This window comes from Actinoplanes sp. NPDC049598, assembly GCF_040675435.1.
Classification (GTDB): Bacteria; Actinomycetota; Actinomycetes; order Mycobacteriales; family Micromonosporaceae; genus Actinoplanes.
Genome location: NZ_JBFAOX010000019.1, coordinates 140,397 through 164,969, shown reverse-complemented (window position 1 = coordinate 164,969; position 24,573 = coordinate 140,397). Strand labels below are relative to the sequence as shown.

The window sequence follows — 24,573 nt, the reverse complement described above, 5'->3', positions numbered from 1 at the left end:
CGAGAAAGGGAGGAACCCGATGAGTGACAGTGACGTGGCCCGGCTCGCCGATCTTCTGCACGAGACGGCCGAGCACCACGGCGACTTCGAGGCCGTGGCCCCGCCGCACAACTGGTGGGACTGGTACGCGGCGTACCTGAACGCCCGCCAGAACGGCAGCACCCCGGACGAGGCCGTCGCCGCCGGCAACCGCTACATGGCCGACGTCAAGAACATCGTCATCCCGACATGACGCCTTGTTCGCACCGGCTTGGGAAAGACTCTTCACAGATCGACGAACGTACATCTATCGTCGGGCCATGCGCATCGTTGCCGCTGCCCTGCTCGCGCTCGCCCTGCCGCTGACCCCTGCGCCTCCGTGGGAACGTGCCCTCGACCTGGACAGCGTGGTGCCGGCGCCGTCCGAGGTTCATCAGCGCGGGCCGGCGTTCCGGCTCACCGACCGGACCGTCATCGAGGCGCCGGCCGGTGCCCGGAATGTCGCGGATCGGCTGGCCGAGGCGCTGCGACCCGCCACCGGTTACCGGCTGCCCGTAGTGCGCAAAGCGGCCTCGAACAAGATCGTTCTGCGCTACCAGAGCCGGGCGGGCTATCAACTGGCGTCCAGGAAAGATCAGGTCACGATCAGCGCCGGCAGCAACGCCGGCCTCTTCGCCGGCGTGCAGACGCTGCGCCAGCTGCTGCCACCGGCGATCGACGCCCCGGCACCACAGAAGGCCAAGTGGACCGTGGCCGGCGGCGAGATCGTCGACCAGCCGCGCTTCGCCTACCGCGGCGCCCACCTCGACCTGGCCCGCCACTTCCACACCCCGGCCGAGGTCAAGCGCTACATCGACGAGATCAGCCGCTTCAAGGTGAACTACCTGCACCTTCATCTCTCGGACGACCAGGGCTGGCGCGTCCAGATCGACTCGTGGCCGCGGCTGACCACGGTCGGCGGCGCGCCGGGGACCGGCGTGGACGGGGTCGGCGGCGGATTCCTGACCAAGGCCGACTACCGCGATCTGGTCCGCTACGCGGCCGAGCGGTACGTGACGATCGTGCCCGAGATCGACATGCCGGGGCACGTCAACGCGGCCCAGGTGGCGTACCCGGAGCTGACCTGCGACGGGGTCGCGCCGCCGCCACGCACCGACACCGAGGTCGGTTACAGCTCACTCTGCATCGGCAAGGAGGTCACGTACCGGTTCGTCGAGGACGTGATCCGCGAACTGGCCGCGCTGACCCCCGGCCCGTACCTGCACATCGGCGGCGACGAGGCGCACGCGACCGCACCGGCCGACTACATCGCGTTCCAGCAGCGGGTGCTCCCGCTGGTGGCGAAGTACGGCAAGACCGCGTACGGCTGGAACGAGATCGACCAGGCACCGGCGGCCAAGGACGCCGTCCTTCAATATTGGAACCTGGAGCCGTCCTTCACGCCGGTGAACGCGTCGAAGGTGATCCTGTCGCCGGCCAACCGCGCCTATCTCGACATGAAATACGACCCCTCGACCCCGCTCGGCTTGAGCTGGGCCGGATTCATCGAGGTCCAGACCGCGTACGGCTGGGAACCGGCCTCCTACACGCCCGAGCAGTACATTCTGGGGGTGGAGGCGCCGCTCTGGTCGGAGACGCTGCGCAGCCTCGACGACATCGAGTTCATGGCGTTCCCGCGGCTGGCCGCCATCGCCGAGATCGGCTGGTCGGCGACCAAGGACTGGGAGTCGTTCCGCGAGCGGACCCGCGCCTACTATCCGCGCTGGACATATCAGGGCGTCAATTTCTATCGGTCGCCTCAGATCGGGTAGGGGTGGCGCCCATACGTGATCGGATGGCTATGTGCGGAGGAGCCATGTGGCCCGCCCGGCCGGAGCCGTAGTTTGGGACCATGACTCAGACTCGGGTGGTCGACCTCGACCTTCAGGGCCGCACCGCGATGGTCACCGGGGCCGGCAGCGGCATCGGGCGGGCCTGCGCGCTCCGCCTCGGCGCGGCGGGCGCCCACGTGGTGGCGGTCGACCTCGACGGCACGGCCGCAGAAAAGGTGGCGGCCGAGATCGGCGGCGTCGCGGTGGCGGCCGACCTGGCCGACCCGGCCACGATCGACGCGCTCCGGGCCGACGTCGACGTGCTGGTCAACAACGCCGGCCTGCAGTTCGTGGCGGCGGTGCCCGACTTCCCGCCAGACCGCTTCGCCTACCTGCAGAAAGTCATGGTCGAGGCGCCGTTCCGGCTGGTCCGGCGGGTGCTGCCGCACATGTACGCCCAGGGGTGGGGCCGGATCGTCAACATCTCGTCGGTACACGGGCTGATCGCGTCCCCCTTCAAGGCGGCCTACGTGACGGCGAAGCACGGCCTCGAAGGCCTGTCCAAGACGGTGGCCCTGGAGGGCGCGGCCCAGGGGGTCACCTCGAACTGCGTCAACCCCGCCTTCGTCCGTACGCCCCTGGTCGACAAGCAGATCGCCGACCAGGCCCGCGAGCACGGCATCTCCGAAAGCGAAGTGATCACCCAGGTCATGCTGGACCGGGCCGCGATCAAACGCCTGATCGAACCCGAGGAGGTCGCCGAAACGGTCGCCTTCCTGTGCTCCCCCGCCGCCGCCATCATCACCGGCGCCTCAATCCCCCTCGACGGCGGGTGGACCGCCCACTGAGCCTTTCTCCCAGCCCACGCCGTCCCTCCGCCCCTTCACTCGTCGCTCCTTTGCCCCCGCGGTACCCCGCCGCCCCTTAGCCCTCGTATTTACCCCGCCGCCCCTTGGCCCCCGTATTTACCCCGCCGCCCCTTGGCCCCCGTATTTACCCCGCCGCCCCTTGGCCCCCGTATTTACCCCGCCGCTCCTTCACCCTGCTCCTCGACCTGCCTTCGGAGGCTCCGCTGGACTTCTTCGACCTGCTTGTGCGGGAGGCCCCGGCCGCCGATTTCGAGCAGCCCATCGCCGCCGCCCGGGAGTCCGGCGCGTCCCCGTCGGAGCTGGCCGCCCTGGAGCGGACCAAGCTGCGCGCCCTGCAGGTGCGCGCGATGCTGGAGCGCCGCCGCCGGCGCGAGGAGGAGCTGTCCGCCCTCTACGACACGGCCGGCGACCTGGCCGGCCTGCGCGATCTCGACGCGGTGCTGCGCGCGATCGTCCACCGGGCCCGCACGCTGCTCAACGCCGACGTCTCGTACATGACCCTGAACGACACCGCCCGCGGCGACACCTACATGCGGATCACCGACGGCTCGGTCGCCGCCAGCTTCCAGGGCCTCCGGCTGCCACCCGGTGCCGGCCTGGGTGGCCTGGTGGCTCTGACCGGCACCCCCTACGCGACGGCGAACTATCCGGCCGACGCCCGCTTCGAACACACCACCGCCATCGACCGGGGCGTCGGCGACGAGGGCCTGGTGGCCATCCTCGGCGTACCGCTGAAGCTGGGCGCCCAGGTGATCGGCGTCCTGTTCGCCGCCAACCGCACCGAACGCCCCTTCGCCCGCGAGGAGGTGGCCCTCCTGGTCTCCCTGGCCGCCCACGCCGCCGTGGCCATCGACGCCGCCCGCCTGCTGACCGAGACCCGCGCCGCCCTGGCCGACCTCTCAGCCGCCAACCACGCCGTCGAACGAGCCGCCGCCGCCCACGACCGCCTGACCACCCTGGTCCTCCGCGGCGGCGGCGTCGAGGACGTAGCCCGCGACCTGGCCGAAATCCTCGACGGCGCCCTCCTGGTCGTCGACGCCCACGGCCACCGCCTGGCCGCCGCCGGCTCCCTCCCCTCCCCCGCACCGGCCACGCCCACCACCGCCGCGCCCGCCGCGCGCTCCTCCGCTGTGCTCGCCGCGCCTGATCCCGCTGTGCTGGCCGAGGCTGTTGCCGCGTCCCGGTCCGAGGGCCGGAGCGTGCGCCGGGGGCCCCTCTATGTCGCCGCGGTGGCTGCCGGCGCGGACGACCTGGGCGCCCTGGTCTTCCAGCCCGCGCGCCCACTGTCCGACGCCGACCAGCGCACCCTGGAACGCGCCGCCCAGATCACCGCCCTCCTGCTCCTGTTCCGCCGCACGGTCGCCGAGGCCGAAGCCCAGGTCCGCGGCGAACTGCTGGACGACCTCATCAGCCACCCGGCCCGCGACCCGGCCGCCCTCCGCTCCCGGGCCGCCCACCTCGGCCTCGACCTGGACGCCCCCCACGTCGTGCTCGTGACCGACGGCACCCCGATCACCTCGTGGGCCCGCACGTTCGCCGCAACCCGCGGCGGCCTGGCCATGACCCGCGAGGGCCGCACCACCCTCCTCCTCCCCGGCGCCGACCCCGGCCAGGCCGCGCGCACCGTCGCGAAGGACGCCTCCCGCGCCCTCGGCCGCCCGGTCACCGCGGGAGCCGCCGGCCCCGTCGACGGCCCAGCCGCCGTGGCCCCGGCCCACCGCGAGGCCGAGCAGTGCGCCCGCGCGCTCACCGCTCTCGGCCGCACCGGCACCGGCGCCGGCACCACCGAACTCGGCTACGTCGGCCTGCTGCTCGGCGAGGGCCGGCGGCACCACGTCTCCGGCTTCGTCGAGAACCAGCTCGGCCCCGTCATCGCGTACGACCAGAAGCGCGGCACCACCCTGCTGCCCACCCTCCAGGCGTATTTCGCCGCCGGCGGCGGGCTGGCCCGCGCCGCGGAGGAGCTGCACGTCCACGTCAACACCGTCAGCCAACGGCTGGACCGGATCACGCAGCTGCTCGGCCCCGGCTGGCAGGAGCCGGACCGATCGCTCGACCTGCGGCTGGCCCTGCGCCTGCACCGCCTGAGCATGTAGCCGGGCGACACACCGGATCGCCAGTCTGTGGCTTCGGAGGACATGGGTTCCCGACCGGCATGCGGCATATCGTCGGCTAACGATATGTGGCCTCGATCACAGTCTGGAGTGGTCCTCATGCCGGCGTTCACCGCCCCTCGAACATCCCTGGTGAAGGTCGTCTTCGCCAGCCTGGTCGGCACCGCCGTCGAGTGGTACGACTTCTTCCTGTACGGCTCCGCGGCCGCCCTGGTCTTCGGCTCGCTGTTCTTCCCGTCGTCGGATCCGGCCACCGCGACCCTGTTGGCCTTCGGCACGTACGCGCTGGGTTTCGTCGCCCGCCCCCTCGGCGGCGTCGTCTTCGGCCACTTCGGCGACCGGGTCGGCCGCAAGAAGATGCTGGTCGTCTCGCTGATGACGATGGGCCTGGCCACGATCGCGATCGGCTTGCTGCCCACGTACGCGACGATCGGGGTGGCCGCCCCGGTGCTGCTGCTCGTATGTCGCCTCGCGCAGGGTTTCGCGGTCGGCGGTGAGTGGGGCGGCGCCGTGCTGATGGCGGCCGAGCACGGCGACGACAGCCGCCGCGGTCTCTGGACCTCGTGGCCGCAGGCCGGCGTCGCGCTGGGCAATCTGCTCGCCACCGGCGTGCTCTGGGTGCTGGCCGCCGTGCAGTCCGACGAGGCGTTCAACGCGTGGGGCTGGCGCATTCCCTTCCTCCTCAGTGCCGTTCTGGTCCTGGTGGGTCTGTGGGTCCGTCTGTCCGTCGAGGAGTCCCCGCTGTTCCGGGAGGCCCGCAGCCGCCTCACCGAGCGGCACCAGCCGCTGCTCGAGGTGGTGCGCCGCTACCCGCGCGAGGTCGTGGTCGCGATGGGCATGCGACTGGCCGAGAACATCTCCTACTACCTGTTCACCGTCATCTCGATCACCTTCCTGACCACGTACGCCGGCGAGAAGTCCGACCGCGATCTGATCCTGAGCGCCCTCCTGATCGGTTCGGTCGTGCAGTTCGTGGTGATCCCGTTGATCGGCGCGCTGTCCGACCGCATAGGCCGCCGCCCGCTCTACCTCGTGGGCGCCGTCGGTGTGGCGGTGTGGTCGTTCTTCTTCTTCGACCTGGTCGGCAGCCGCTCCGAAGGACTGATCACGCTGGCCGTGGTCGTCGGCCTCGTGCTGCACGCCCTGATGTACGCCCCGCAGGCGGCCTTCTTCTCCGAGTTGTTCGGAACGTCCGTCCGCTACACGGGCGCCTCGGTCGGCTACCAGCTGGCGTCCATCTTCGCCGGGGCTTTGGCCCCGATCATCGCCGTACGCCTGCTCGGCAGCACCGACAACCCCAACACCACTGCCGTGGCCGTCTACATGACCATCGCCTCCGTCCTCACTGTCATCTCCGTCCTGGTCACTCGCGAGACCGCCCGCTCCTCTCTGAGCCACGACCGCGTCACACAGCCGGCCGATACCGCGCCTGACCCCGGCCGCCCTGACCCCGGCCGCCCTGGCCGCGACCGACCCGCCGACGCCCGGGTCGCCGACCGTTAGGCCACCGGTGGCTCGCCCAGCAGCCGCCGAACCAGCGAGCGGGCCACCAGCAGCACAATGATCAGAACAGTCACCGACACGAACCCTCCGAGGCTCACCGCATCTCCGAAAACCAGATTCACCAGCTCCAGCACGACGAACTTGCTGCCCGCGGCGACCACCCACAGCGTCACCGCCGCAACGACCTTGCCGGCTGGGGTGGTCGCGGCACGCATCCGCGCCAGCGTCCGTCCCTTCAGCGCCAGCACGACCTCCAGCGCCACCTTGAGCAGAAGGGCAGTCAGCAACGACAACGTGAAGCCCTCGCTGATCACCTCCGGCACATACTCGACGGCAAGGTTCAGGACCACGACGTACGCGAACACGTCGACCACGTCGCTGGCCCGCACCTTCATCGGCCCAGCTCCCGGAACGTCATCATCTATCCAGCGTGGGCGCCGCCCGCGCCTCAGACCTCCCCTCGCGTTGATGAGAGGCCACCACCAGCGCCGACTCGTACGCCGCGATGACCAACTGAGCCCGGTCGCGCGCGTGCAGCTTGGCCAGGAGCCGAGTGATGTGGGTCTTCACCGTGGCCAGGCTGAGCCGCAGACGATCGGCGATCTCAGCGTTGGACAGTCCACCCGCAATCAGGACGAGCACCTCCCGCTCCCGGTCGGTGACATGATCCAGCCCCACCACGGGACGGCCGGCGCCGGTCTGCGACGCACCGGCGGCATAGTGTGCGATCAGCCGCCGGGTAACTGACGGAGCGGGCAGCGAGTCCCCGGCCGCCACCACGCGCACCGCGGCGATCAGGTCGGCCGGCGCCACATCCTTGAGCAGAAACCCGCTGGCTCCCGCCCGCAGCGCCGCGAAGACGTACGCGTCGAAGTCGAACGTCGTCAGAATCAGCACCCGCGTATCGGGCGTGCGCGGATCGCCGCAGATGCGGCGCGTGGCCTGTATGCCGTCGCCATCCGGCATCTGAATGTCCATGAGCACCACGTCGGGTTGCTCCCGCCGAGCCAGCTCCACCGCCTCGGCTCCCGTGCCGGCCTCGCCCACCACCTGCAGCCCCGGCGTCAGCTCGACCAACAGCCGAAAGCTCGCCCGCAACAGCTCCTGGTCATCCGCGATCAGCACCCGCACCACCGCCTCGAGCCCACCGCCGCCCGCCTCGGCCGTGCCAGCCGACTCGGTTCGGTCGGGAAATTCCCCTCGCCCGACGCCGTCGGGCTGCTCGTCGATAGTCATTGCGCGTCTCCGTACGGCAGGGTGGCGACCACGGTGAAGCCGCCGGCTGGGCGCGGTCCTGCGGCGAAGCTGCCGCCATGGGCGGCCACGCGCTCACGCATGCCGGCCAGCCCAGTGCCGTTCCCGGCCGTCGCGGGTCGCCGCGTGCCGTTGTCAATGACCTCGACCCGTAGTTGCCGGCCGTCCGCCGCGACCTCCACGTCACACTTCGCCGGGGCCGCGTGCCTCACCACATTCGTCAAGGACTCCTGAACGATCCGGTAGGCGGCGAGAACGACGCTCTCCGGCGCATCGTCGCCACCGCGTACCTTCAAGCTGACCACCACCCCGCCCGTAGTCGCCCGCTCGGCGAGGACGGAAAGGTCACCGAGCTTCGGCGGCGGGGTGAAATCGGGTTCGGTGCGCAGCTCACCCACCGACCGGCGCAGCTCCACGAGAGCCTGTTTGCTGGTCGCCTCGATCACCGAGAGCGCGGCCGGCAGCTCCTCCGGCCGCAGGGTAGCGACGTGGTTCGCGATGGACGCCTTCACCGCGATCAGGCTCAGGCTGTGGCCGACGATGTCATGCATCTCCCGCGCGATGCGCAGCCGCTCGTCGGTGACCGCTTGCTCGGTGGCCCGCTCGATGGCCAGTTGTGCCTGTCGTTGACGCTCACGCAGCGTCCACCCCAGCACCCAGCTCGACGCGCAGACCAGCGCCGCGAACGCCGCGCCGGCCAGCCCGGGGCCGTCCGTCGAGACGTCGGCGGCCACGGTGCCGACCAGCAGGATGGCCGTGGTCGCTGTCGCCACCTTCCTACTCCGGCGGACCGGAACATAGAGGCCGACCGTGAACAGCATGGCGGCGACGGCGGCGAGCGGGCCGGTGGAGGCGTAATCCGGCACGATGCCGAAGGCCAGCGCCAGGCTCGCCGTCACGCCCAGAACGAGCGCGCCGGCGATCGGCCACCGCCTTCGGACCAGAAGGGGCGCACCAAGCAGCACCACCGTGAGGACGGTGAGCGAAACGGGTTCCTGGAAGCCGGTTGCCTCGACGGCCGCATACCAGCAGATCAGCCATGCCGCCGAGGCGAGCGCGACGTCCATCAATCGACGAAGCATCACGCGACCGACAGTATCGGCCGCGGGCGGCACCCGCGTCAGACCACGGGTTGACAGACCCAGGTCTGACGACAGCGGTGGCTCCCTGCCCGATCGTCAGGGCATGACAGTCGTCCTGCACGAACTACGCAAGACCTACGAGGCCACCGCGGGCACCGTGACGGCGCTCGACGGCGTCACTCTCGGCTTCGAGGATTCCACCTTCACCGCCATCATGGGTCCGTCCGGTTCCGGCAAATCAACCTTGTTGCATTGCGCCGCCGGCCTCGAGCCGTCCACATCGGGCACCGTCACCATCGACGGGACGGTGCTCGGCGAGCTCGACGGCAACGCGCTCACCCGATTCCGCCGCGACCGTGTCGGCTTCGTCTTTCAGGACTTCAACCTCGTCTCCTCCTTGACCGCGGCACAGAACGTCGCGCTGCCGGTTCGGTTGGCCGGCCGCCGGGCCGACCCCGCCGCCGTGACCGCCGCGTTGGACGAGGTCGGCCTGGCCGACCGGGCAACCCATCGGCCGAGCGAGCTCTCAGGCGGTCAGCAGCAGCGGGTCGCCATCGCCCGGGCGCTGTTCGCGCAGCCGGCCGTCGTCTTCGCCGACGAGCCGACCGGCGCCCTCGACAAGGCCACCTCTCATCACGTGCTCTCCCTGATGCGCCGCCTGGTCGACCAGCACGGGCGGACGATCGTCCTGGTCACCCACGACCCGGTCGCCGCGGCGGCCGCCGATCGCGTCCTCCTCCTGGTCGACGGCCGGGTCACCGAGGAACTGGCCGGCGCCGACGCGGCCGCCGTGGCCGACCGGATGACCGTCATGGAGCGGTCATCATGACGAGTCGTGTTCTCACGTCACTCCACGGCGACCGGAGAGGCACGTTCCTTGCCGTCCTGCTCGGCACGACCATGGTCACCACGTTCCTCCTCCTGCTGACTTCCGGACAGCCCCGCGTCCCGGATCGCCTGGCCGAGTTCCCGGCGGTGGTGACGAGTCCGGTGGCCGGCAACCGGGCCGACGAGTTCGCTGAGCCGGTGCCCTGGTCCGCCTCCGAGGTGCGGTCGCTGGTGCAGCGCCTACGCACGGTGCCGGGTGTCGAGGCGGTCGCCGTCGACCGGAGCTTCTACGCCCAACCGCTGCTCGACGGCCGCCCGGTCCCCGACAGCACGGCCGGGCACGCCTGGCTCGGGGAAAGCCCACCCCGATCGGGTCATGTGATCGTTGATCGCTCGCTGGGCGTGCCGATCGGCGCTCCGATCACTCTGCTGACCGGCACCGGGCCGACGACCTGGCAGGTCAGCGGGCACGTCGACTGGCCGGGCGTCTACTTCTCGACGAAGGATGCCGAGCAGCTGGGCCCCGGCGCGCGAGCCATCGGAGTGTCCGGCACCCCAACGGCAGACGCCGTACGGGCGGCAATCGGCTCCGCCGGGACCGTGTCGACCGGTGACGCACGTGGCATCGCTGAGCCGCGCTCCGACCCACGCACCCGGTGGATCGGCATGCAGGTGCTCACCGCTACCACGGCGCTCGCCGGTTTCGCTTGCGTCTTCCTCATCGCGTCGACCTCGGCGTATGCCGTCGATCAACGCCGGCGCGAAATCGGCCTCCTGCGAGCCGTCGGCGCCACTCCGCGCCAGATCCGCTCGATGCTCCACCGTTCGGCGCTTCTCCTGGGCCTGCGCGCGGCTCCCATCGGTGTCCTGCTCGGTGGCCTCCTCGCCATTCCCGTGGCCGGCCTCCTGGTCGGCGCCGGTTTCGAGCCGCACGGGTACGCCGTACGGTGGCAGCCCTGGGAGCTGGCGGCGGCCTTCGCGGCCGGTCCGCTGATCTCGCTGGCCGGGGCCGCCGTGGCGGCGCGGCGGGCCGCCCGGATCAGTCCGATCGAGGCGCTCCGGGTCGCCCAGGTGGAGCCGCGCGCCATGGGCCGCGCCCGCTGGATCACCGGGCTGACCGCGGCGACGGCCGCGTTGGGCGCGACCATCGCCGCCGCGGGCAGCGCCGACATGCGCGATGTCGGCACCTACGCGCTGCTCGGGGCCATGGCCCTGGTCGCGGCGGCGGCCCTGCTCGCACCGGCCGTCGTGCCCACGCTGGTCCGCGTCCTGCTCGGCCCCTGGCCGGGGATCACCGCCGTGCTGGCCCGCGAAAGCGCTCGCACCGCCGTACGGCGCACCGCCTCCACGGCGGCTCCCGTCCTGTTCACCGTGGCGTTCGCCGTCTTCGTCACGGGCACCGTCCAAACCTCGGCCGAGGCCTGGCAGACCCGCCGGGCGAACACCGTGGCCGCCGACACCGCGCTGGTCCCGGACGGCACTCCCGGTCTCCCCGACAGCACAGCGGCCCGGGCTCCCCTGGACGCGACCGCTTACGTCAAGGGAACAGCCGTCAATGTGATCGGTGCCGACCCCGTAGCCCGTGGTACGGCGCTGGTCTCCACCGACGCCGCCGCCCGCTACGGATCGTCGGTGACAATCACCTTCGCCGACGGCGAGCACGAGACGCTGCGTGTGGCCGGAACAGCGCCACCGGGTCCGCTCACGTCCGACCTGATCCTGCCCCGGGACACCGTGCGAAAACACGACCCGTCGGCGCTGGCCCCCGCGGTCTATCCCGCTCCCTCGGGATCGGCGCCCGCCGGAGCCAAGATCGCGGATCCCGGCGACATGGCCCGCCAGGCCGACGCCGAGGACGACCGCCTGATCGGCGCGTTCACGATGCTGCTGCTGGCCGTCTCCGCCGGCGCCGGCGCGCTCGCCGTCGCCAACACACTCCTCATGACGGCCCGTCGCCGCGGCCCCGACCACCGCGCACTGCACCGGGCCGGCGCCTCCCGCAACCAGATCCTCCGCGCCGTCACTCTGGAGACAACCCTGGTCGTGGCGATCGGCTCTCTATTGGGTGGCACGGCCGGGCTGTTCGCGATCGCCGGCGCCGCCCGCTCCCTGGGCGCCCAGATCGGTGACCACGTCCCCATCTCGATCTCCTGGCCGGCCGTCACCGCCTCGATCGCCTGCTGCCTGGCGCTCGGCCTCGCCGCTTCCCTGTGGAGACCCGCATTCGCCACCAACCGACACGGCCCGGCCGATGAATGAGCCCTCACCCGGCACCGTAGGGCGGCGCAGATTAGGGCCAGGGCGGGCAGGGTTGACGCAGAACGGATCGGCACGCGGCAAGGCGGAGCGGGGTCGCCGTGCGACGGGGCCGCCGCGGGGCGGAGCCAAGGCGGGGCGGCGTCGGAGTGGGGCCGAGGCCAGGGCAGGGTCGGCGCGGAGCGGGGTCGGCGCGGAGCGGAGGGCCGGCCGCGCGGGTTCAGGAGTTGAGCCAGAGAGAGATGGCCAGGCCGAAGGCGGCGAGGGCGATCGTCACGCGCAGCGGGCGTTCGGGGAGGCGGCGGACCAGGACCGGGCCGAGGCGGCTCCCTACCAGGCAGCCGGTGGCGAGGAGCGCTGCGGCTGACCAGTGGACGGGAGCGATCAGTGCGTACAGGACGGCAGCGACGAGATTGGAGGCGCCCAGGACGATGCTTTTGACGGCGTTCGTGACAGGGAGTGGCTCGGCGACAGCTAGCGACATGGCGGCCAGCAGCAGTACGCCGGCGGCGGCGCCGAAGTATCCGCCGTAGATCGCGATGAGGAAGATGCTGATGCCCAGGGGTGGGCGAAAGCCGGGCTTCGCGTACCAGACCCGCAGAGGGTCACGGAGAAGCAGCGTGATGCCGCCGAGCGCGACGAGGAAGGGAACGATTCGCTCGAACGCTGAGGCTGGGGTGCTGAGCAGCAGTACCGCACCGACCGCGCCGCCGACTGCGGCCACTGTGCACTGGCGGAGCAGGCGGCCGCCCTGCCCGCGCAGTTCGTGGCGCGAACCGGCGGCGGAGCCGGCCGCGCTCGACAGCAGGGCCACGGTGTTGGTCACGTTCGCCGCTACCGGGGGCAGGCCCGCGCCCAGCAGCACCGGGTAGCTGACGAGCGACGCGAGCCCGGCCATCGAGCCGGTCAGCCCTGACCCGACGCCCCCGGCCACCAGCAGCGCCGCATGATCAAGGTTCACGTGTAGCAACGGTATCCGGCCGCGCGGTCACCTTCGGCCGCCGCATCGCCCGCTGCGGGCGGATAGACACCCGTCGACCCGGCGGAGGTGCGCTGATCCGGCAGGCACCGCTCAGCGGCCCACCGTTGCCCGGCGGCGACGGTCAAGTGCGGTTGCCACAGGAGCGGCGCCTGCAGTGACGAGCGGGCGGCAGCTGCGGTCACGAGCGGTTGTCGGTGGGTGGGGTGGTGTCCAGGTCGGCCAGGACGGCTCGGTGGTCGCTGCCGGGGGCTCGGGTCACCCAGGCTCGGCGGGTGGTCATGCCGCGTTGGAGGAGGTGGTCGGGGCGTACGACGGGGAGGGTGTCGGGCCAGGTGAAGCCGAAGCCGGCGCCGGCGTCTTCCTGGGTGTCGCGGAGCGGGGCCAGGGCGGCGAAACGGCGGTCGGTGGTGGCTGTGTTGAGGTCGCCGGCCAGGAGAAGGCGGGGAGCCGGGTCGGCGTGTACGGCGGTGGCGAGCGCCTCCAGGGTCTTGTCGCGCTTGGCGGTCATGTCGGCGCGGGCCGAGGCCAGGTGGGCCGCGTAGACACGGACGGGGCCGGCCGGGGTGGTGACGGTGGTGGCCAGGGCCCGGGTCCAGCCGATCTGGATGTCGACGGGGTTGGTGCGAGACAGGGGGAAGCGGCTGTAGACGGCTACGGTTCCGGCGGCGGCTCGATGGGGATAGGAGCCGGTCAGGGTGGTGGTGACGGCTGTACGGTCGGCGGCGGTGACCTCCTCCAGGACGATTACGTCGGGATTTTCGGCGACGATCGGGGCCAGCGCGGTGCCGGGGGCGGCGGTGCCGAGGTTGAGGGAGGCTACGCGCAGGTCGTGAGGGCCAGGGATGGCCCGGTCCGGGAGGTCGGGGGCGAACATCACGGCCCAGATCAGCGCGGGCGTCAGCGTCGCTGCGATCGCCCATCGGTGGCGCGTCACGATGGCTCCGGCGAGCAGGAACAGGATCGGGGCGGCCAGCCACGGCAGGGCGCTGTCCACCAGTGAGCCGGTCGCGCCCGGTACCGCCCGGTGCGCGGCCAGAACGGCGCTGAGCAGCGCTCCGGCGCAGATCAGCACAGCGGCGGCTCCTCGCCGCGCCCTCCCGGCCCGATGCTGCGGGGCGGCGCTGGCGACGGTCACCGGCCCACGATAGCGATGATCAACATCCCGCCGCCTGCCGACGCCGCACAACCACACTCAGGCAAGAACGACGTAGGAGGCAGGGCGTGGGTAGGGAAACGCGCGTCAGGGGGCGGCGACTACGGCGATTGTCAGCAGGATGGGGACGCAGAGGAGGGTGGACAGGAAGACGGCGTCTCGGGCGAGGGTCACGGCGGTGTTGAACGTCTGGGCGTAGAGGAAGACGTTCTGGGCCGCGGGGAGGGCGGCCAGCACTGTGACGGCGTACGTCTCCGTGGGTGACAGGTGCAGGGCCTGGGCCAGCAGGTAGGCGACGGCGGGCATCAGCGCGACCTTCAGCACGACGGCGGCGAGGGTGGGCAGGCGGTCGGGGCCGGGGGCCAGTACGCGGCCGCCGGAGAGGGACATGCCGAAGGCGATCAGGACCACGGGTACGGCGGACTGGCCGATGGCGTCGATCGGGGTGGTGATGACGCTGGGTAGGTGCAGGCCGGTTACGGCGACCACTACGCCGAGCAGGACGGACACGGTGAGTGGGCTGCGCAGCGGTGCTGTCAGTGAGGTGCGCCAGGAATTGTGGCCCGTGGTGGCGAGTTCGAGCAGGGTCAGGGCGATCGGCGTGATGACCAGCAGCTGGAGGATGACGATCGGCACCGCCAGGGCGGGGTCGTGCAGGACGTACGCGGCGATCGGGATGCCGATGTTGCCGGCATTGTTGTAACCGGCGGCCAGCGCGCCGATGATCCGCGGCCCGGAGCCGGCATCAACGCTGTGGCGGCGGGTGATCAGCGCGTGGAGGGCGAAGCACGTGCAGGCGGCCAGGGCGGACACCAGCAGCGGCTCTGAGAAGAGGACGCGGGGGTCTGAGGCGGAAGCGCTGGTGAACAGCAAACACGGTGAAAGGACCACGTAGGCCAGGCGGCCGATGACCGGGACCGTGGACGGCGGGAGATGGGCCCAGCGGCCGGCGGTCCAGCCGATGAGGACGATCACGGCGATGACCGCGAATCCGGAGAGGGCCGAGATCACGGTCCGACGGTAGGCGGGAAATTGCAAACACTGCAAACGCTTGCCGAAAGCATCGACGGCTTTCTATTCTCGGCAGCAGCACCAAGGTAAGCGCTTTCCTGCATACGAATCCTGCTCGGCGTGGGAGACGGCATCGGTTCGTAGCAGCGCCCGAAAGTATGCGAGGAGGAGCGGAAATGCGCGCAAGAACAGCCACGGCCCTGGTCATGGGGGTCACCGGCGCCGCGATCGTGGTGGGCCTGGCCTCACCGAATGCGGAGGCGGCCGCGGTCGACACGGCGACGGGCTACGCCAGCGCCAACGGCGGCACGACCGGCGGCAACGGCGGGGCCACCGTCCGGGCCACCACCGGCACCCAGATCCACCAGGCGCTCTGCAGTCGCGCCAGCAGCAGCACCCCGATCACGATCGAGGTGCAGGGCACGATCAACCACGGCAACACGACGAAGGTCTCCGGCGACAGCTGCAACACCGCGGCCGACAAGATCGAGCTCAAGGAGATCAGCAACGTCACGATCATCGGGGTGGGCAGCGGGGCGGTCTTCGACCAGCTCGGCATCCACATCCGGGATTCGCGCAACATCATCATCCAGAACGTGACCGTGAGGAACGTCAAGAAGTCGGGCTCACCCACCTCGAACGGCGGCGACGCCATCGGCATGGAGAGCACGGTCCGCAACGTCTGGGTCGACCACGTCACGCTGGAGGCGAGCGGCGGGGAGTCGGAGGGCTACGACGGCCTGTTCGACATGAAGGACGACACGCAGTACGTGACGTTGTCGTACGCGATCCTGCGCAACTCCGGCCGTGGTGGCCTGATCGGCTCGAGCGAGAGCGACACCGGCAACAGCTTCATCACGTTCCACCACAACCGGTACGAGAACATCGACTCGCGCACGCCTCTGCTACGGGGCGGCGTCGCGCACATCTACAACAACTACTACTACAGCTTGAACGAGTCGGGCATCAACAGCCGCGCCGGCGCCCGGGCCAAGGTGGAGAACAACTACTTCGAGGACTCGAAGGATGTGCTCGGCACGTTCTACACCGACGCGGCCGGCTACTGGCAGGTCGCCGGCAACATCCTCGACAACGTGACCTGGTCGAGCCCGGGCAGTGAGAACAACCCCGCGGGCCCCAACCTGACGTCGACGACGAGCGTCTCGGTCCCGTACAGCTACAGCCTGGACAACGCCTCGTGCGTGCCGAACATCGTCCGGCAGACCGCCGGCGCCAACACCGGCCTGAAGACCTCGAGCGGAAGCTGCACCCCCACCAACCCGACAACGCCGCCCGCCACGACCCCGCCGGCGACAACGCTGCCCGCCACGACTCCGCCGGCGACCACGCCGCCGCCGAGCGGGACCAACCTCAGCATCGGCGCCGGCTCCGACGGCTCGAGCAAGGCGAGCGGCACCAGCTACGGCGACGTCCGCGACGGCAACGTGAGCACGTACTGGTCACCGAGCGGCACCACCGGCTCCATCTCGATCAAGTGGAGCGCGGCCACCTCCGTCTCGCGCGTCACGATCCGTGAGCACAGCGGGGCCACCGGCGCGATCGGCGCCTGGCGACTGCTGAACGGCGACACCGGCGCCGTCCTGAAGACCGGCTCCGGCGCGGGCACGATCACCTTCACCGCCACGGCCCTGAAGAAGATCACGTTCGAGATCACCGGCGCCGGCGCGACACCCAGGGTCGCGGAGTTCGAGACGTACGCCTCCTGAGGAACCCCGAGCGGCGCGGGACCTCACCGAGGTCCCGCGCCAATTGTTGCCACCGGATTTCGACCGCGATACGTTGTGACGACTATCGATATTTCACGCGAGAGAGCCTGGGAGTCCCCCACCATGCCCCTCAGTCGTCGCACTGTCCTGGCCACCGGCGCGGGCGCCGCCGCCGGCCTGGCCATCCCCGCCGCCGCCCAAGCCCGCGGCCACAAAACAACCTTCACCCTCAACGCCGTCACCCTCGACGGCGGCGAGCAGGTCGTCAGCCTCACCCTGGACACCCACCGGCTCGGGCCGATCAACCCGAGAAGCCTGACCACCGGCACCTTCAGCGTGCACGTCAAGGCCACCAGCCCGATCCCGGTGACCCCCGACCCCGGCTACGACCTCGACCGCGCGGTGACCGCGGCCCGGCTCGACCGGCACGGGAACATCGTCCTCGAGCTCAGCTACGCCGAGGGCCAGCCCGGCGGCGGCACGCTCGGCTACATCGTCAGCAAGGGCCGCAACGTCCAGCTGAACCTGGCCTACACGATCACCCAGAACGCTCCCTTCGTCGCGCGCGGCCGATCGGTCACCCTCGAGGGCTTCACGCAGAAGCGGCTGTCCAACCCCGAGGTCGACGCGTACAGCTACCACCAGTCGAAATCGGACATGAAGTACCGGCTCTACTCGCCGGACGCCCGGGGTAAGCGCCCCTTGATCGTCTGGCTGCACGGCGGCGGCGAGGGCGCGTCGCTGCCCGACGACTACTACGACAACGAGACGACGCTGCGCGCCAACCGCGGCGCTCTCGGCTTCTCCACCCGCGAGGCGCAGCGGATCTTCAACGGCGCGTACGTCGTGGCCCCGCAGAGCTTCTCGGCCTGGATGCTGGACGGCCCCCGCTTCGCCCCGCTGATCCGCGAGATCATCGAGGAGGTGGCCCGCCGGCATCACGTCGACCGCGCCCGCATCCACGTCGTGGGCTGCAGCAACGGCGGGTACATGAGCATGAAGATGACCACCGTGTACCGGGATCTGTTCGCCTCCTCCGTACCGATCTGCGGTGCCGTAACCGGCAACCCGCCGCTCCTGCCGGACGCCGAGCTGGCGACGATCACCACCCCGAGCTGGCTGGTCGCCTCCCGCGACGACACGACGATCGACCCGATCGCCAACACCGTGCACGCCCACGAGCTGATCCGGCGGTCCCGGATGACGCTCTACGACAACGTGATCTGGAATGGTCACCAGTTCCCGGGCCACTGGTCCTGGATCTACGTCGCCCGCAACGACCCGAGCCAGAACGGCACGCACATCTGGCAGTGGATGTCCCGCCAGCGCCGGGACTAGGAAGGCCGCCCCGTAGGATCGTGGCCCATGAGCCTCGACGGGGTCTATTACGTCATCTCCTGGATCCTGCTGCGCTGGCAGGATCTCTGGAGTTCCGCCGGCGTGCCCGACGGCCTCGTGCTGGGCACCAACTGGACGTGGATCCTGGCCATCGTCTTCCTGGTCGTCACCCTGCGGGCCGTGCTGTTCCCGGTTTTCGTCAAGCAGATCAAGTCGCAGCGCGCGATGCAGGCGCTGGCCCCGAAAATCAAGGAACTGCAGGAGAAGCACAAGGACGAGCCGCAGAAGCTTCAGGCCGCGATGATGGAGCTCTATCGCGCGGAAAAGGCGAACCCGCTGATGGGCTGCCTCCCGATGCTCATCCAGATCCCCGTCTTCCTCGGCCTTTTCCACGTTCTGCGCCGGCTCACGCCGGACAATCTCGGGACCACGCGGTACGGGTGGACGGCCGACCAGTTCTACGACGCGAGCCACGCCGCGCTGTTCACCGCTCCGCTGCCCGCCCATTTCAGCGGCGGCGACATGACGGTCAAGGTGGTGGCCGGCATTCTCGTCGTCACCATGATGCTGACGACCTATCTGACCAGCCGCCAGATGATCCTCAAGACGGGCTGGTCCGAGGATCCGCAGCAGAAGATGATTCAACGGCTGATGCTGTACGGAATTCCGGCCTCCCTGCTCGTCTCGGGCGTTCTGTTCCCGATCGGCGTGGTCATCTACTGGGTCACCAACAACCTGTTCACGCTGGCCCAGCAGCAATGGGTGCTGCGTAAGTTCCCGCCCATCGTGACCAAGCCCGCCGCCACCGTCCCGGCCGAGCAATGACGAGCCGCCTCGACGTCGACTACGCCGACGGCCGCAAACTCGACCTGCATTTCCCCGACGGTGTGGACAGCCCGCCGGTCGTCGTCTACCTGCACGGCGGCGCCTGGCGGGTCGGCTCCCGCAAGGACAATCCCGCCCGGCAGAGGGCTTTGGTCGACCACGGTTTCGCCGTGGCCTCCGTCGATTACCGGTTGAGCGGCGAGGCGAAATATCCCGCGCAACTCGAGGACGTCCTGGCCGCCCTCGCATGGCTCGACGACAACCTCGACGGCGCCCGCATCGCGTTGTGGGGCGCGTCGGCCGGTGCCCACCTCGCGGCGGTGGCCGCCTTGAGCTCCCCTCTCCCCCGGGCCGCCGTGCTGTGGTTCCCCACCACCGACCTGGTCCGGGCCGCCCCGCGCGGCCCGGTCGAGCCCAGGTACATGCCAAGCCCCGAGGGCGAGCTGCTCGGCCTGGCCAGCCCTCTCGACGACGTGGCGGCCGCCCGCGCCGCGAGCCCGCGCTGGCTGGCCCACGCCGGCGCCCCACCCTTCCTGATCATGCACGGCGACCGCGACCGCCTGGTCCCGCCGACCCAGTCCACCGTGCTGCACGACGCCCTGACCGACGCCGGCGCCCCGTCCACCCTGGTCCTGCTCGGCGGCGCCGCCCACGAGGACCCGGCCTTCGACACTCCGGCCACTGTTGGAATGGTCGCCGGTTTCCTCCGCGCCCACCTCTGAACGGTCGGCTGCCACGTTCGCCGGATGCAGACTCTGCACGGCGCGCTGGTGCTGTTGCGCCCCTCGACCGAGGACGACATCCCGGCGCTGGGGCTCGGGACCGACGCCGTACGGACCCTGGCCCGTCACCGGCCTGCTCATGGACCTGCTGGCCGGCGAGCTCACTTGAGCCCGTCCAGCCACCCGCCGATCTCGTGGGCCAGCTCCTTCGGGTGGCTGAAGTTCATCGCGTGCGCCGCCCCCTCGATGGTCGCCACGCTCAGGTGCGGCGGCGCGAGCCGGGCCAGTTCCCGAACGCGCCGGCCCGGCGGCATCAGCGGATCGCGGCCGCCGAGCACCGCGAGCGTCGGCACCGGCGTCCGCAGCAGCCGCTCCAACGACGGAAAGCGCACCAGCTCGCCGAACAAATGCACTGCGTTGACCGGCCCGAAGCGCAGGTAGTCGGGCAGCGCCACGCGGACCATCCGCGCCGACTCCCGGGGCACGTCCCGCGCGAGCTGCATCAGCGCCCGGGCCAGCGGCTGGTTCTGCACGCCGCCGGCCGGCGAGGCCAGCACCACGCCGGCCACCCTCTCCGGCGCGCTGTGCGCCACCTCCAGCGACACCGGCCCGCCCATCGAGTTGCCGACCAGCACCACCCGGTCCAGCCCGAGCGCGTCGAGAATCTCCAGCAGCGCCCACGCCAGCGACGAGATGCCCAGCGTGTGTCCCCAGGCCTTGCTGCGGCCGTAACCCGGCAGGTCGGGGACGAACGTCGTGGCGCGGTGGGCCAGCGCCCGGGCGGTCGGCACCATGTAGCCGCCGGAGATGGCGAAACCGTGGACGTGCACCATCGGGATCGAGCCCGGCACCTCGGGCCCGCGCCGAACAAAAACGCGGCGCCCCCGCACCTCGACCCAGCTCACCGCCGCAAGGTAACGAATCTTCGCCGGCCGGCGCCTCGCCCGCCGGGGATGAGGGCGCTCAAGCCGTACGGGACCGGGCGGTGAGAACGCCCGCCGTTCCGATCGCGACCCGGCGGCGGGCGGCCGGCTCGTCGTCGGCGAAGCGGTCGACCGCCCAGGACAGGGCGAGGACCAGCTCGTACACCTCGTCCGGGCTGATGTCGCCGGGCGTGCCGGCGGCCTTGAGGAGGGTGGCGGTGCGCTCCAGCAGGGGGTCGGTGGTCGGCTTCATCGGTGAGGCGTCGTCGTTGTGCGAGGTGGACAGGCAGTACGGCAGGTCGTGCCAGATGCGCAGCTGCCAGGTCAGGCGGAACAGCCACTCGGCGAGCGCCGCGCGTGGTTCGAGGGTGCGGGCGAGGTCGGCGGCCTCGGTCAGGGCGGCGTCGATGGCGGTCTGCATGACGGCGGCCAGCAGATCGTCGCGGGTCGGGAAGTTGCGGTAGAGGGTCGCGTTGCCGACGCCGGCGCGCAAAGCGATGCCGTCCAGGGAGGCCATCACCCCCTCGGCGTCGAACGTCTCCCGGGCCGCGGCGAGGATCGCGTCCCGGTTGCGTTGGGCGTCGGCGCGCAGCGGGCGCCTGGCTGTCGCCATCGTCACTCCTTGTTGCAGATCTGGGGAGTGTCCCCACATAGTCGTTCCGGGGGCACTCCCCACTTCCCGAAGGAGTTTAGATGACCCAGACCCTCGACGGCCGTACGGTCCTCGTCACCGGCGCCAACGGCGGCCTCGGCGAGCAGTTCGTGCGCCAAGCCCTCGAGCGCGGCGCGGCCAAGGTGTACGCCGCCGCCCGCACGCCGAAGCAGTGGGACGACAGCCGCATCCACCCGCTCACCCTGGACCTGACCAGCCCGGACGACGCGACCATGGCCGCCCTGGCCGCTCCGGACGTCGACCTGCTGGTCAACAACGCCGCGATCGCGCCCGAGGCCGACTCGATCTCCGGCCCGGAGCAGCTGCTCCGGGAGACCTTCGAGACCAACTTCTTCGGCACGCTCCGCGTCGCGCAGGCCTTCACCCCGGTGCTCGCGGCCAACGGCGGCGGCGCGCTCATCAACATCCTGTCCTCGGCGGCCTGGGTGACCATGCCCACCGGCTACGCCGCCTCCAAGGCCGCCATGTGGTCGGCCACCAACGCGCTCCGGGTCGAGCTCCGCCGCCAGCACACGCACGTCATCGGCCTGCTCGTCGGCATGATCGACACCCCGATGTCGGCTCGCTGGGACGTGCCCAAGGTGAGCCCGGCCAGCGTCGTCGCCCAGGCCTACGACGCGGTCGCCGACGGCTCGATCGAGGTGCTGGCCGACGACCAGACCCGCTTCCTGAAGTCCCGCCTGAACACCAAGGCCGAGGAGCTCTACCCCTGGCTCGACGAGCAGATCGCCGCGCTAGTGGGCTGAGACATTCTCGAGCACCACGGCCAGGGCCTGACCGACCCCGATGCAGATCGCGGCCACGCCCCAACGGTCGCCCGACTCGCGCAGCCGGGCGGCCAGCGTGCCGAGGATCCGGCCGCCCGACGCGCCGAGCGGATGCCCGATGGCGATGGCGCCGCCCTTGGCGTTGACGATCGCCGGGTCGATGTCCCACGCGTCGACGCAGGCCAGCGACTGCACCGCGAACGCTTCGTTGAGCTCCACGGCCGACACGTCGTCCCAGGTGATCCCGGCCCGGGCCAGGGCCCGGTCGGCCGCCGCGACGGGCGCGTAGCCGAACATCGGCGGCTCGACGGCCGACACGCCCCGCCCGGCGATCCGGGCCAGCGGCTCGAGCCCGATCCGGTCGGCGGCCCCGGCCGAACCCAGCAGCACGGCCGAGGCCCCGTCGTTCAGCGGCGACGCGTTGCCGGCGGTGATGGTGCCGTCGGCCCGGAACGACGGCTTGAGCGCGGCCAGCTTCTCGGCCGTCGAGCCGGGCCGGATGCCCTCGTCCCGCGACAGTCCCGCCACCGGCACGATCAGGTCGTCGTAGAACCCGGCCGACCACGCCGCGTCGGCCAGGTTGTGCGAGGCGGCGGCGAACTCGTCCTGCCGTTCCCGCGAGATGCCGAACTTCTCCCCCAGCATCTCGTTGGCCTCACCCAGCGAGACAGTCCACTCCTTCGGCATGTTCTCGTTCACGAGCCGCCACCCCAGCGTGGTCGACACCGCGGTGACATTGCCGGCCGGGAACGCCTTCGACGGCTTCGGCAGCACCCACGGCGCCCGCGTCATCGACTCGACCCCGCCGGCCACCACCACCTCGGCGTCCCCGGTCTCGATCACCCGTGACCCGATCATCGCCGCGTCCAGCGACGACCCGCACAGCCGGTTCACGGTCGTCGCCGGCACCTCGACGGGCAGCCCGGCCAGCAACACCGCCATCCGCCCGACGTTGCGGTTGTCCTCGCCGGCCTGATTGGCGCATCCCCACACCACGTCCCCGACAACCCCAGGGTCAAGGTCAGGGGCCTTGGCCAGTACGCCCGTGAGCGCCACCGCCGCCAGATCGTCCGGCCGCTGTTCGGCCAGCGCACCCCCGAAGCGCCCGAACGGCGTACGGACAGCGGCGTAGAGATAGGCCTCGCTCATCCCCCCAACCTAGGCGCGCCCGCAGAAGCACGGCAATGCCGCGTGTGATGAGTATCCGCGGCCGCGGCCGTCATACCCAGGACAGGACATGACGACGCGGGAGGATGGCGCGATGAGCGCGGACACGTGGTTGAGCGAGGCCGGCGAGCCGGCGTTCGAGGGGCTGGCCGAGCGGCACCGGCGGGAGCTGCATGTGCACTGCTACCGGATGCTCGGGTCGTTCGAGGACGCCGAGGACACGGTGCAGGAGACGTTCCTGCGGGCGTGGCGGCGGCGGGAGACGTTCGAGGGCCGGTCGACGGCGCGGGCCTGGCTCTACCGGATCGCCACCAACGCCTGCCTGGACCTGCTGGCCAAGCACCGGCCGGAGCCGGCCACCGGCGGCGAGGTGCGGTGGCTGCAACCGTATCCGGACCGGCTGCTCGACGAGCTGCCCGCCTTCGCGGCGGACGAGCCGGAGACCGTGGCCGTGGCCCGGGAGACCATCGAGCTGGCGTACCTGGTCGCGGTCCAGCATCTGGCCCCGCGCCCGCGGGCCGTGCTGATCCTGCGGGAGGTGCTGGGCTGGCCGGCCAAGGACGTCGCCGAGCTGCTCGGCGACTCGGTCAACTCGGTGAACAGCGCGCTGCAGCGGGCCCGGGCCGGCCTGCGCGAGCACCTGCCGGCCGAGCGGCAGGACTGGACGGGTGGGGACGAGGACGCCGGTACGCGGGAGCTGGTGCGCCGCTACACCGAGGCGAGCGTGGCCACGGACGTCGAGCGGCTGGCCACGATGGTGCGGGACGACATCCGTACGTCCATGCCGCCGACCCCGGGCCTGCACGAAGGCCGCGACGCGGTGGTGAGGTACTGGATCGAGAGCGGCTTCCAGGGCATGACCGGCCTGCGCGCCGTCCCCACCTCGGCCAACCGGCAGCCGGCCCTGGCGTACTACCACTGGCGGGAGGCCGAGGGCGCGTACCTGCCCCTGACCATCGACGTCCTGCGCATCACCGGCGGCGCGATCGCCGACATCACCACGTTCCACAGCGATCGCTTCCCCTCGTTCGGCCTGCCCGGCCGGCTGGAGGCGGACCATGCGTGACACCGTCGCCACCGGCTTCGCCGCCACCCTCGTCGGGCGACAAAGCGAGCCGAAAGCGACCGGCCGGGGTGCTACTCGCGGAGGTCGCCCCAGGCGTGCCAGTGGTCGATCTCGACCTGGACGGCGACGCGGGGGCGCTCGCGGTTCGCGTACGGCTCGCCGGTGTAGTGCCGGGCCAGGCGGTCGATGGCGGGCAGGCCCTCGTCGTCGGTGATGGAGACGGCGCGGCCCTGGACGCTGACGTGGGAGTACCAGTCGTCGCCGGCCAGCACGGTCAGGGAGAGCCGCGGGTCGTGGTGCAGGTGCTTGAGGCGGGCCCGCTTGGCGTCGAGGCCGAGCAGGATCCGGCCGTCGTCCTCCAGCAGGTACCAGGTGGCGACGCTGACCGGCCGGCCGTCGGCGGCGACCGTGGCCATGACCGCCGGGTTGGGCTGCCGGAGGAAGTCGAGGATCTTTTCCGGCAGGGGCACAGAGATCTTGGGCATGACCGCAGCTTAGGAGACCCGGATGCCGGCCGCCCGGG

23 protein-coding genes are annotated in these 24,573 nt (G+C 71.1%); 13 read left to right on the top strand and 10 right to left on the bottom strand.

Annotation, left to right across the window (positions count from 1 at the left end):
• Positions 1 to 19: 19 nt before the first annotated feature.
• From AB0J66_RS35095 to AB0J66_RS35075, 5 genes are all read left to right on the top strand, one after another.
• A complete protein-coding gene (locus AB0J66_RS35095; RefSeq protein WP_364670149.1) occupies positions 20 to 232 on the top strand; it encodes a bleomycin resistance protein in 213 nt (70 codons plus the stop codon).
• Between the two features lie 67 nt (positions 233 to 299).
• Positions 300 to 1,790: a beta-N-acetylhexosaminidase gene (locus tag AB0J66_RS35090; RefSeq protein WP_364670146.1), complete on the top strand. Its 1,491-nt coding sequence runs from the start codon at positions 300 to 302 to the stop codon at positions 1,788 to 1,790.
• Between the two features lie 80 nt (positions 1,791 to 1,870).
• A complete protein-coding gene (locus tag AB0J66_RS35085) occupies positions 1,871 to 2,638 on the top strand; it encodes a 3-hydroxybutyrate dehydrogenase (protein ID WP_364670143.1) in 768 nt (255 codons plus the stop codon).
• 194 nt (positions 2,639 to 2,832) lie between these two features.
• Complete coding sequence (locus tag AB0J66_RS35080) at positions 2,833 to 4,755, top strand: helix-turn-helix domain-containing protein (RefSeq protein WP_364670239.1); 1,923 nt, start codon at positions 2,833 to 2,835, stop codon at positions 4,753 to 4,755.
• Positions 4,756 to 4,872: 117 nt separating this feature from the next.
• On the top strand, positions 4,873 to 6,276 hold the full coding sequence (locus AB0J66_RS35075) for an MFS transporter (protein ID WP_364670140.1): 1,404 nt from the start codon (positions 4,873 to 4,875) through the stop codon (positions 6,274 to 6,276).
• Here AB0J66_RS35075 and AB0J66_RS35070 read toward each other — a convergent pair.
• The 3 genes from AB0J66_RS35070 to AB0J66_RS35060 form a co-directional block, all read right to left on the bottom strand.
• On the bottom strand, positions 6,273 to 6,671 hold the full coding sequence (locus AB0J66_RS35070; protein WP_364670137.1) for a hypothetical protein: 399 nt from the start codon (positions 6,669 to 6,671) through the stop codon (positions 6,273 to 6,275). The genes AB0J66_RS35075 and AB0J66_RS35070 overlap by 4 nt on opposite strands.
• A gap of 22 nt (positions 6,672 to 6,693) precedes the next feature.
• A complete protein-coding gene (locus tag AB0J66_RS35065; protein ID WP_364670236.1) occupies positions 6,694 to 7,410 on the bottom strand; it encodes a response regulator transcription factor in 717 nt (238 codons plus the stop codon).
• Between the two features lie 98 nt (positions 7,411 to 7,508).
• Positions 7,509 to 8,645, bottom strand: coding sequence for a sensor histidine kinase (locus tag AB0J66_RS35060; RefSeq protein WP_364670134.1), 1,137 nt, complete (start codon positions 8,643 to 8,645; stop codon positions 7,509 to 7,511).
• A 70-nt stretch (positions 8,646 to 8,715) separates the two neighbouring features.
• On the opposite strand from AB0J66_RS35060, the gene AB0J66_RS35055 reads away from it, so the two are divergent.
• Positions 8,716 to 9,441: an ABC transporter ATP-binding protein gene (locus tag AB0J66_RS35055; RefSeq protein WP_364670131.1), complete on the top strand. Its 726-nt coding sequence runs from the start codon at positions 8,716 to 8,718 to the stop codon at positions 9,439 to 9,441.
• Positions 9,438 to 11,699: an ABC transporter permease gene (locus tag AB0J66_RS35050; RefSeq protein WP_364670128.1), complete on the top strand. Its 2,262-nt coding sequence runs from the start codon at positions 9,438 to 9,440 to the stop codon at positions 11,697 to 11,699. Before AB0J66_RS35055 ends, AB0J66_RS35050 begins: the two co-directional genes overlap by 4 nt.
• Positions 11,700 to 11,916: 217 nt before the next feature.
• Here AB0J66_RS35050 and AB0J66_RS35045 read toward each other — a convergent pair whose 3' ends face one another.
• The 3 genes from AB0J66_RS35045 to AB0J66_RS35035 all read right to left on the bottom strand — a co-directional run bounded on the left by AB0J66_RS35045 (position 11,917) and on the right by AB0J66_RS35035 (position 14,842).
• Positions 11,917 to 12,657 carry a sulfite exporter TauE/SafE family protein gene (locus AB0J66_RS35045; RefSeq protein ID WP_364670125.1) on the bottom strand — a complete coding sequence of 247 codons (741 nt, stop codon included), beginning with the start codon at positions 12,655 to 12,657 and terminating at the stop codon, positions 11,917 to 11,919.
• 199 nt (positions 12,658 to 12,856) lie between these two features.
• On the bottom strand, positions 12,857 to 13,813 hold the full coding sequence (locus tag AB0J66_RS35040; RefSeq protein WP_364670122.1) for an endonuclease/exonuclease/phosphatase family protein: 957 nt from the start codon (positions 13,811 to 13,813) through the stop codon (positions 12,857 to 12,859).
• A 105-nt stretch (positions 13,814 to 13,918) separates the two neighbouring features.
• The gene (locus AB0J66_RS35035; protein ID WP_364670119.1) at positions 13,919 to 14,842 is read right to left on the bottom strand and encodes an AEC family transporter; all 924 of its coding nucleotides are present in this window, start codon (positions 14,840 to 14,842) and stop codon (positions 13,919 to 13,921) included.
• A 176-nt stretch (positions 14,843 to 15,018) separates the two neighbouring features.
• Between AB0J66_RS35035 and AB0J66_RS35030 the strand changes: the two genes are divergently transcribed.
• The 4 genes from AB0J66_RS35030 to AB0J66_RS35015 all read left to right on the top strand — a co-directional run bounded on the left by AB0J66_RS35030 (position 15,019) and on the right by AB0J66_RS35015 (position 19,454).
• Complete coding sequence (locus AB0J66_RS35030) at positions 15,019 to 16,569, top strand: pectate lyase (RefSeq protein WP_364670116.1); 1,551 nt, start codon at positions 15,019 to 15,021, stop codon at positions 16,567 to 16,569.
• Positions 16,570 to 16,692: 123 nt separating this feature from the next.
• The gene (locus tag AB0J66_RS35025) at positions 16,693 to 17,907 is read left to right on the top strand and encodes a hypothetical protein (protein ID WP_364670114.1); all 1,215 of its coding nucleotides are present in this window, start codon (positions 16,693 to 16,695) and stop codon (positions 17,905 to 17,907) included.
• A 27-nt stretch (positions 17,908 to 17,934) separates the two neighbouring features.
• Positions 17,935 to 18,732, top strand: a complete 798-nt coding sequence (yidC, locus tag AB0J66_RS35020) for a membrane protein insertase YidC (RefSeq protein ID WP_364670111.1) — start codon at positions 17,935 to 17,937, stop codon at positions 18,730 to 18,732.
• Positions 18,729 to 19,454 carry an alpha/beta hydrolase gene (locus AB0J66_RS35015; protein WP_364670108.1) on the top strand — a complete coding sequence of 242 codons (726 nt, stop codon included), beginning with the start codon at positions 18,729 to 18,731 and terminating at the stop codon, positions 19,452 to 19,454. Before yidC ends, AB0J66_RS35015 begins: the two co-directional genes overlap by 4 nt.
• A gap of 161 nt (positions 19,455 to 19,615) precedes the next feature.
• Here AB0J66_RS35015 and AB0J66_RS35010 read toward each other — a convergent pair whose 3' ends face one another.
• Both AB0J66_RS35010 and AB0J66_RS35005 read right to left on the bottom strand, forming a co-directional pair.
• Positions 19,616 to 20,359 carry an alpha/beta fold hydrolase gene (locus AB0J66_RS35010; RefSeq protein WP_364670105.1) on the bottom strand — a complete coding sequence of 248 codons (744 nt, stop codon included), beginning with the start codon at positions 20,357 to 20,359 and terminating at the stop codon, positions 19,616 to 19,618.
• A gap of 58 nt (positions 20,360 to 20,417) precedes the next feature.
• Positions 20,418 to 20,990: a helix-turn-helix domain-containing protein gene (locus AB0J66_RS35005; RefSeq protein WP_364670102.1), complete on the bottom strand. Its 573-nt coding sequence runs from the start codon at positions 20,988 to 20,990 to the stop codon at positions 20,418 to 20,420.
• Positions 20,991 to 21,070: 80 nt separating this feature from the next.
• Here AB0J66_RS35005 and AB0J66_RS35000 point away from each other — a divergent pair, with 80 nt between their 5' ends.
• Complete coding sequence (locus AB0J66_RS35000) at positions 21,071 to 21,796, top strand: SDR family oxidoreductase (RefSeq protein WP_364670100.1); 726 nt, start codon at positions 21,071 to 21,073, stop codon at positions 21,794 to 21,796.
• Here AB0J66_RS35000 and AB0J66_RS34995 read toward each other — a convergent pair.
• Positions 21,785 to 22,966 carry a thiolase family protein gene (locus AB0J66_RS34995; protein WP_364670097.1) on the bottom strand — a complete coding sequence of 394 codons (1,182 nt, stop codon included), beginning with the start codon at positions 22,964 to 22,966 and terminating at the stop codon, positions 21,785 to 21,787. The genes AB0J66_RS35000 and AB0J66_RS34995 overlap by 12 nt on opposite strands.
• Positions 22,967 to 23,078: 112 nt before the next feature.
• Here AB0J66_RS34995 and AB0J66_RS34990 point away from each other — a divergent pair, with 112 nt between their 5' ends.
• On the top strand, positions 23,079 to 24,050 hold the full coding sequence (locus tag AB0J66_RS34990) for an RNA polymerase subunit sigma-70 (protein ID WP_364670094.1): 972 nt from the start codon (positions 23,079 to 23,081) through the stop codon (positions 24,048 to 24,050).
• A gap of 71 nt (positions 24,051 to 24,121) precedes the next feature.
• Here the strand turns inward: AB0J66_RS34990 and AB0J66_RS34985 are convergent, their stop codons facing one another.
• A complete protein-coding gene (locus AB0J66_RS34985; protein WP_364670092.1) occupies positions 24,122 to 24,535 on the bottom strand; it encodes a PPOX class F420-dependent oxidoreductase in 414 nt (137 codons plus the stop codon).
• Between the last annotated feature and the right edge of the window lie 38 nt (positions 24,536 to 24,573).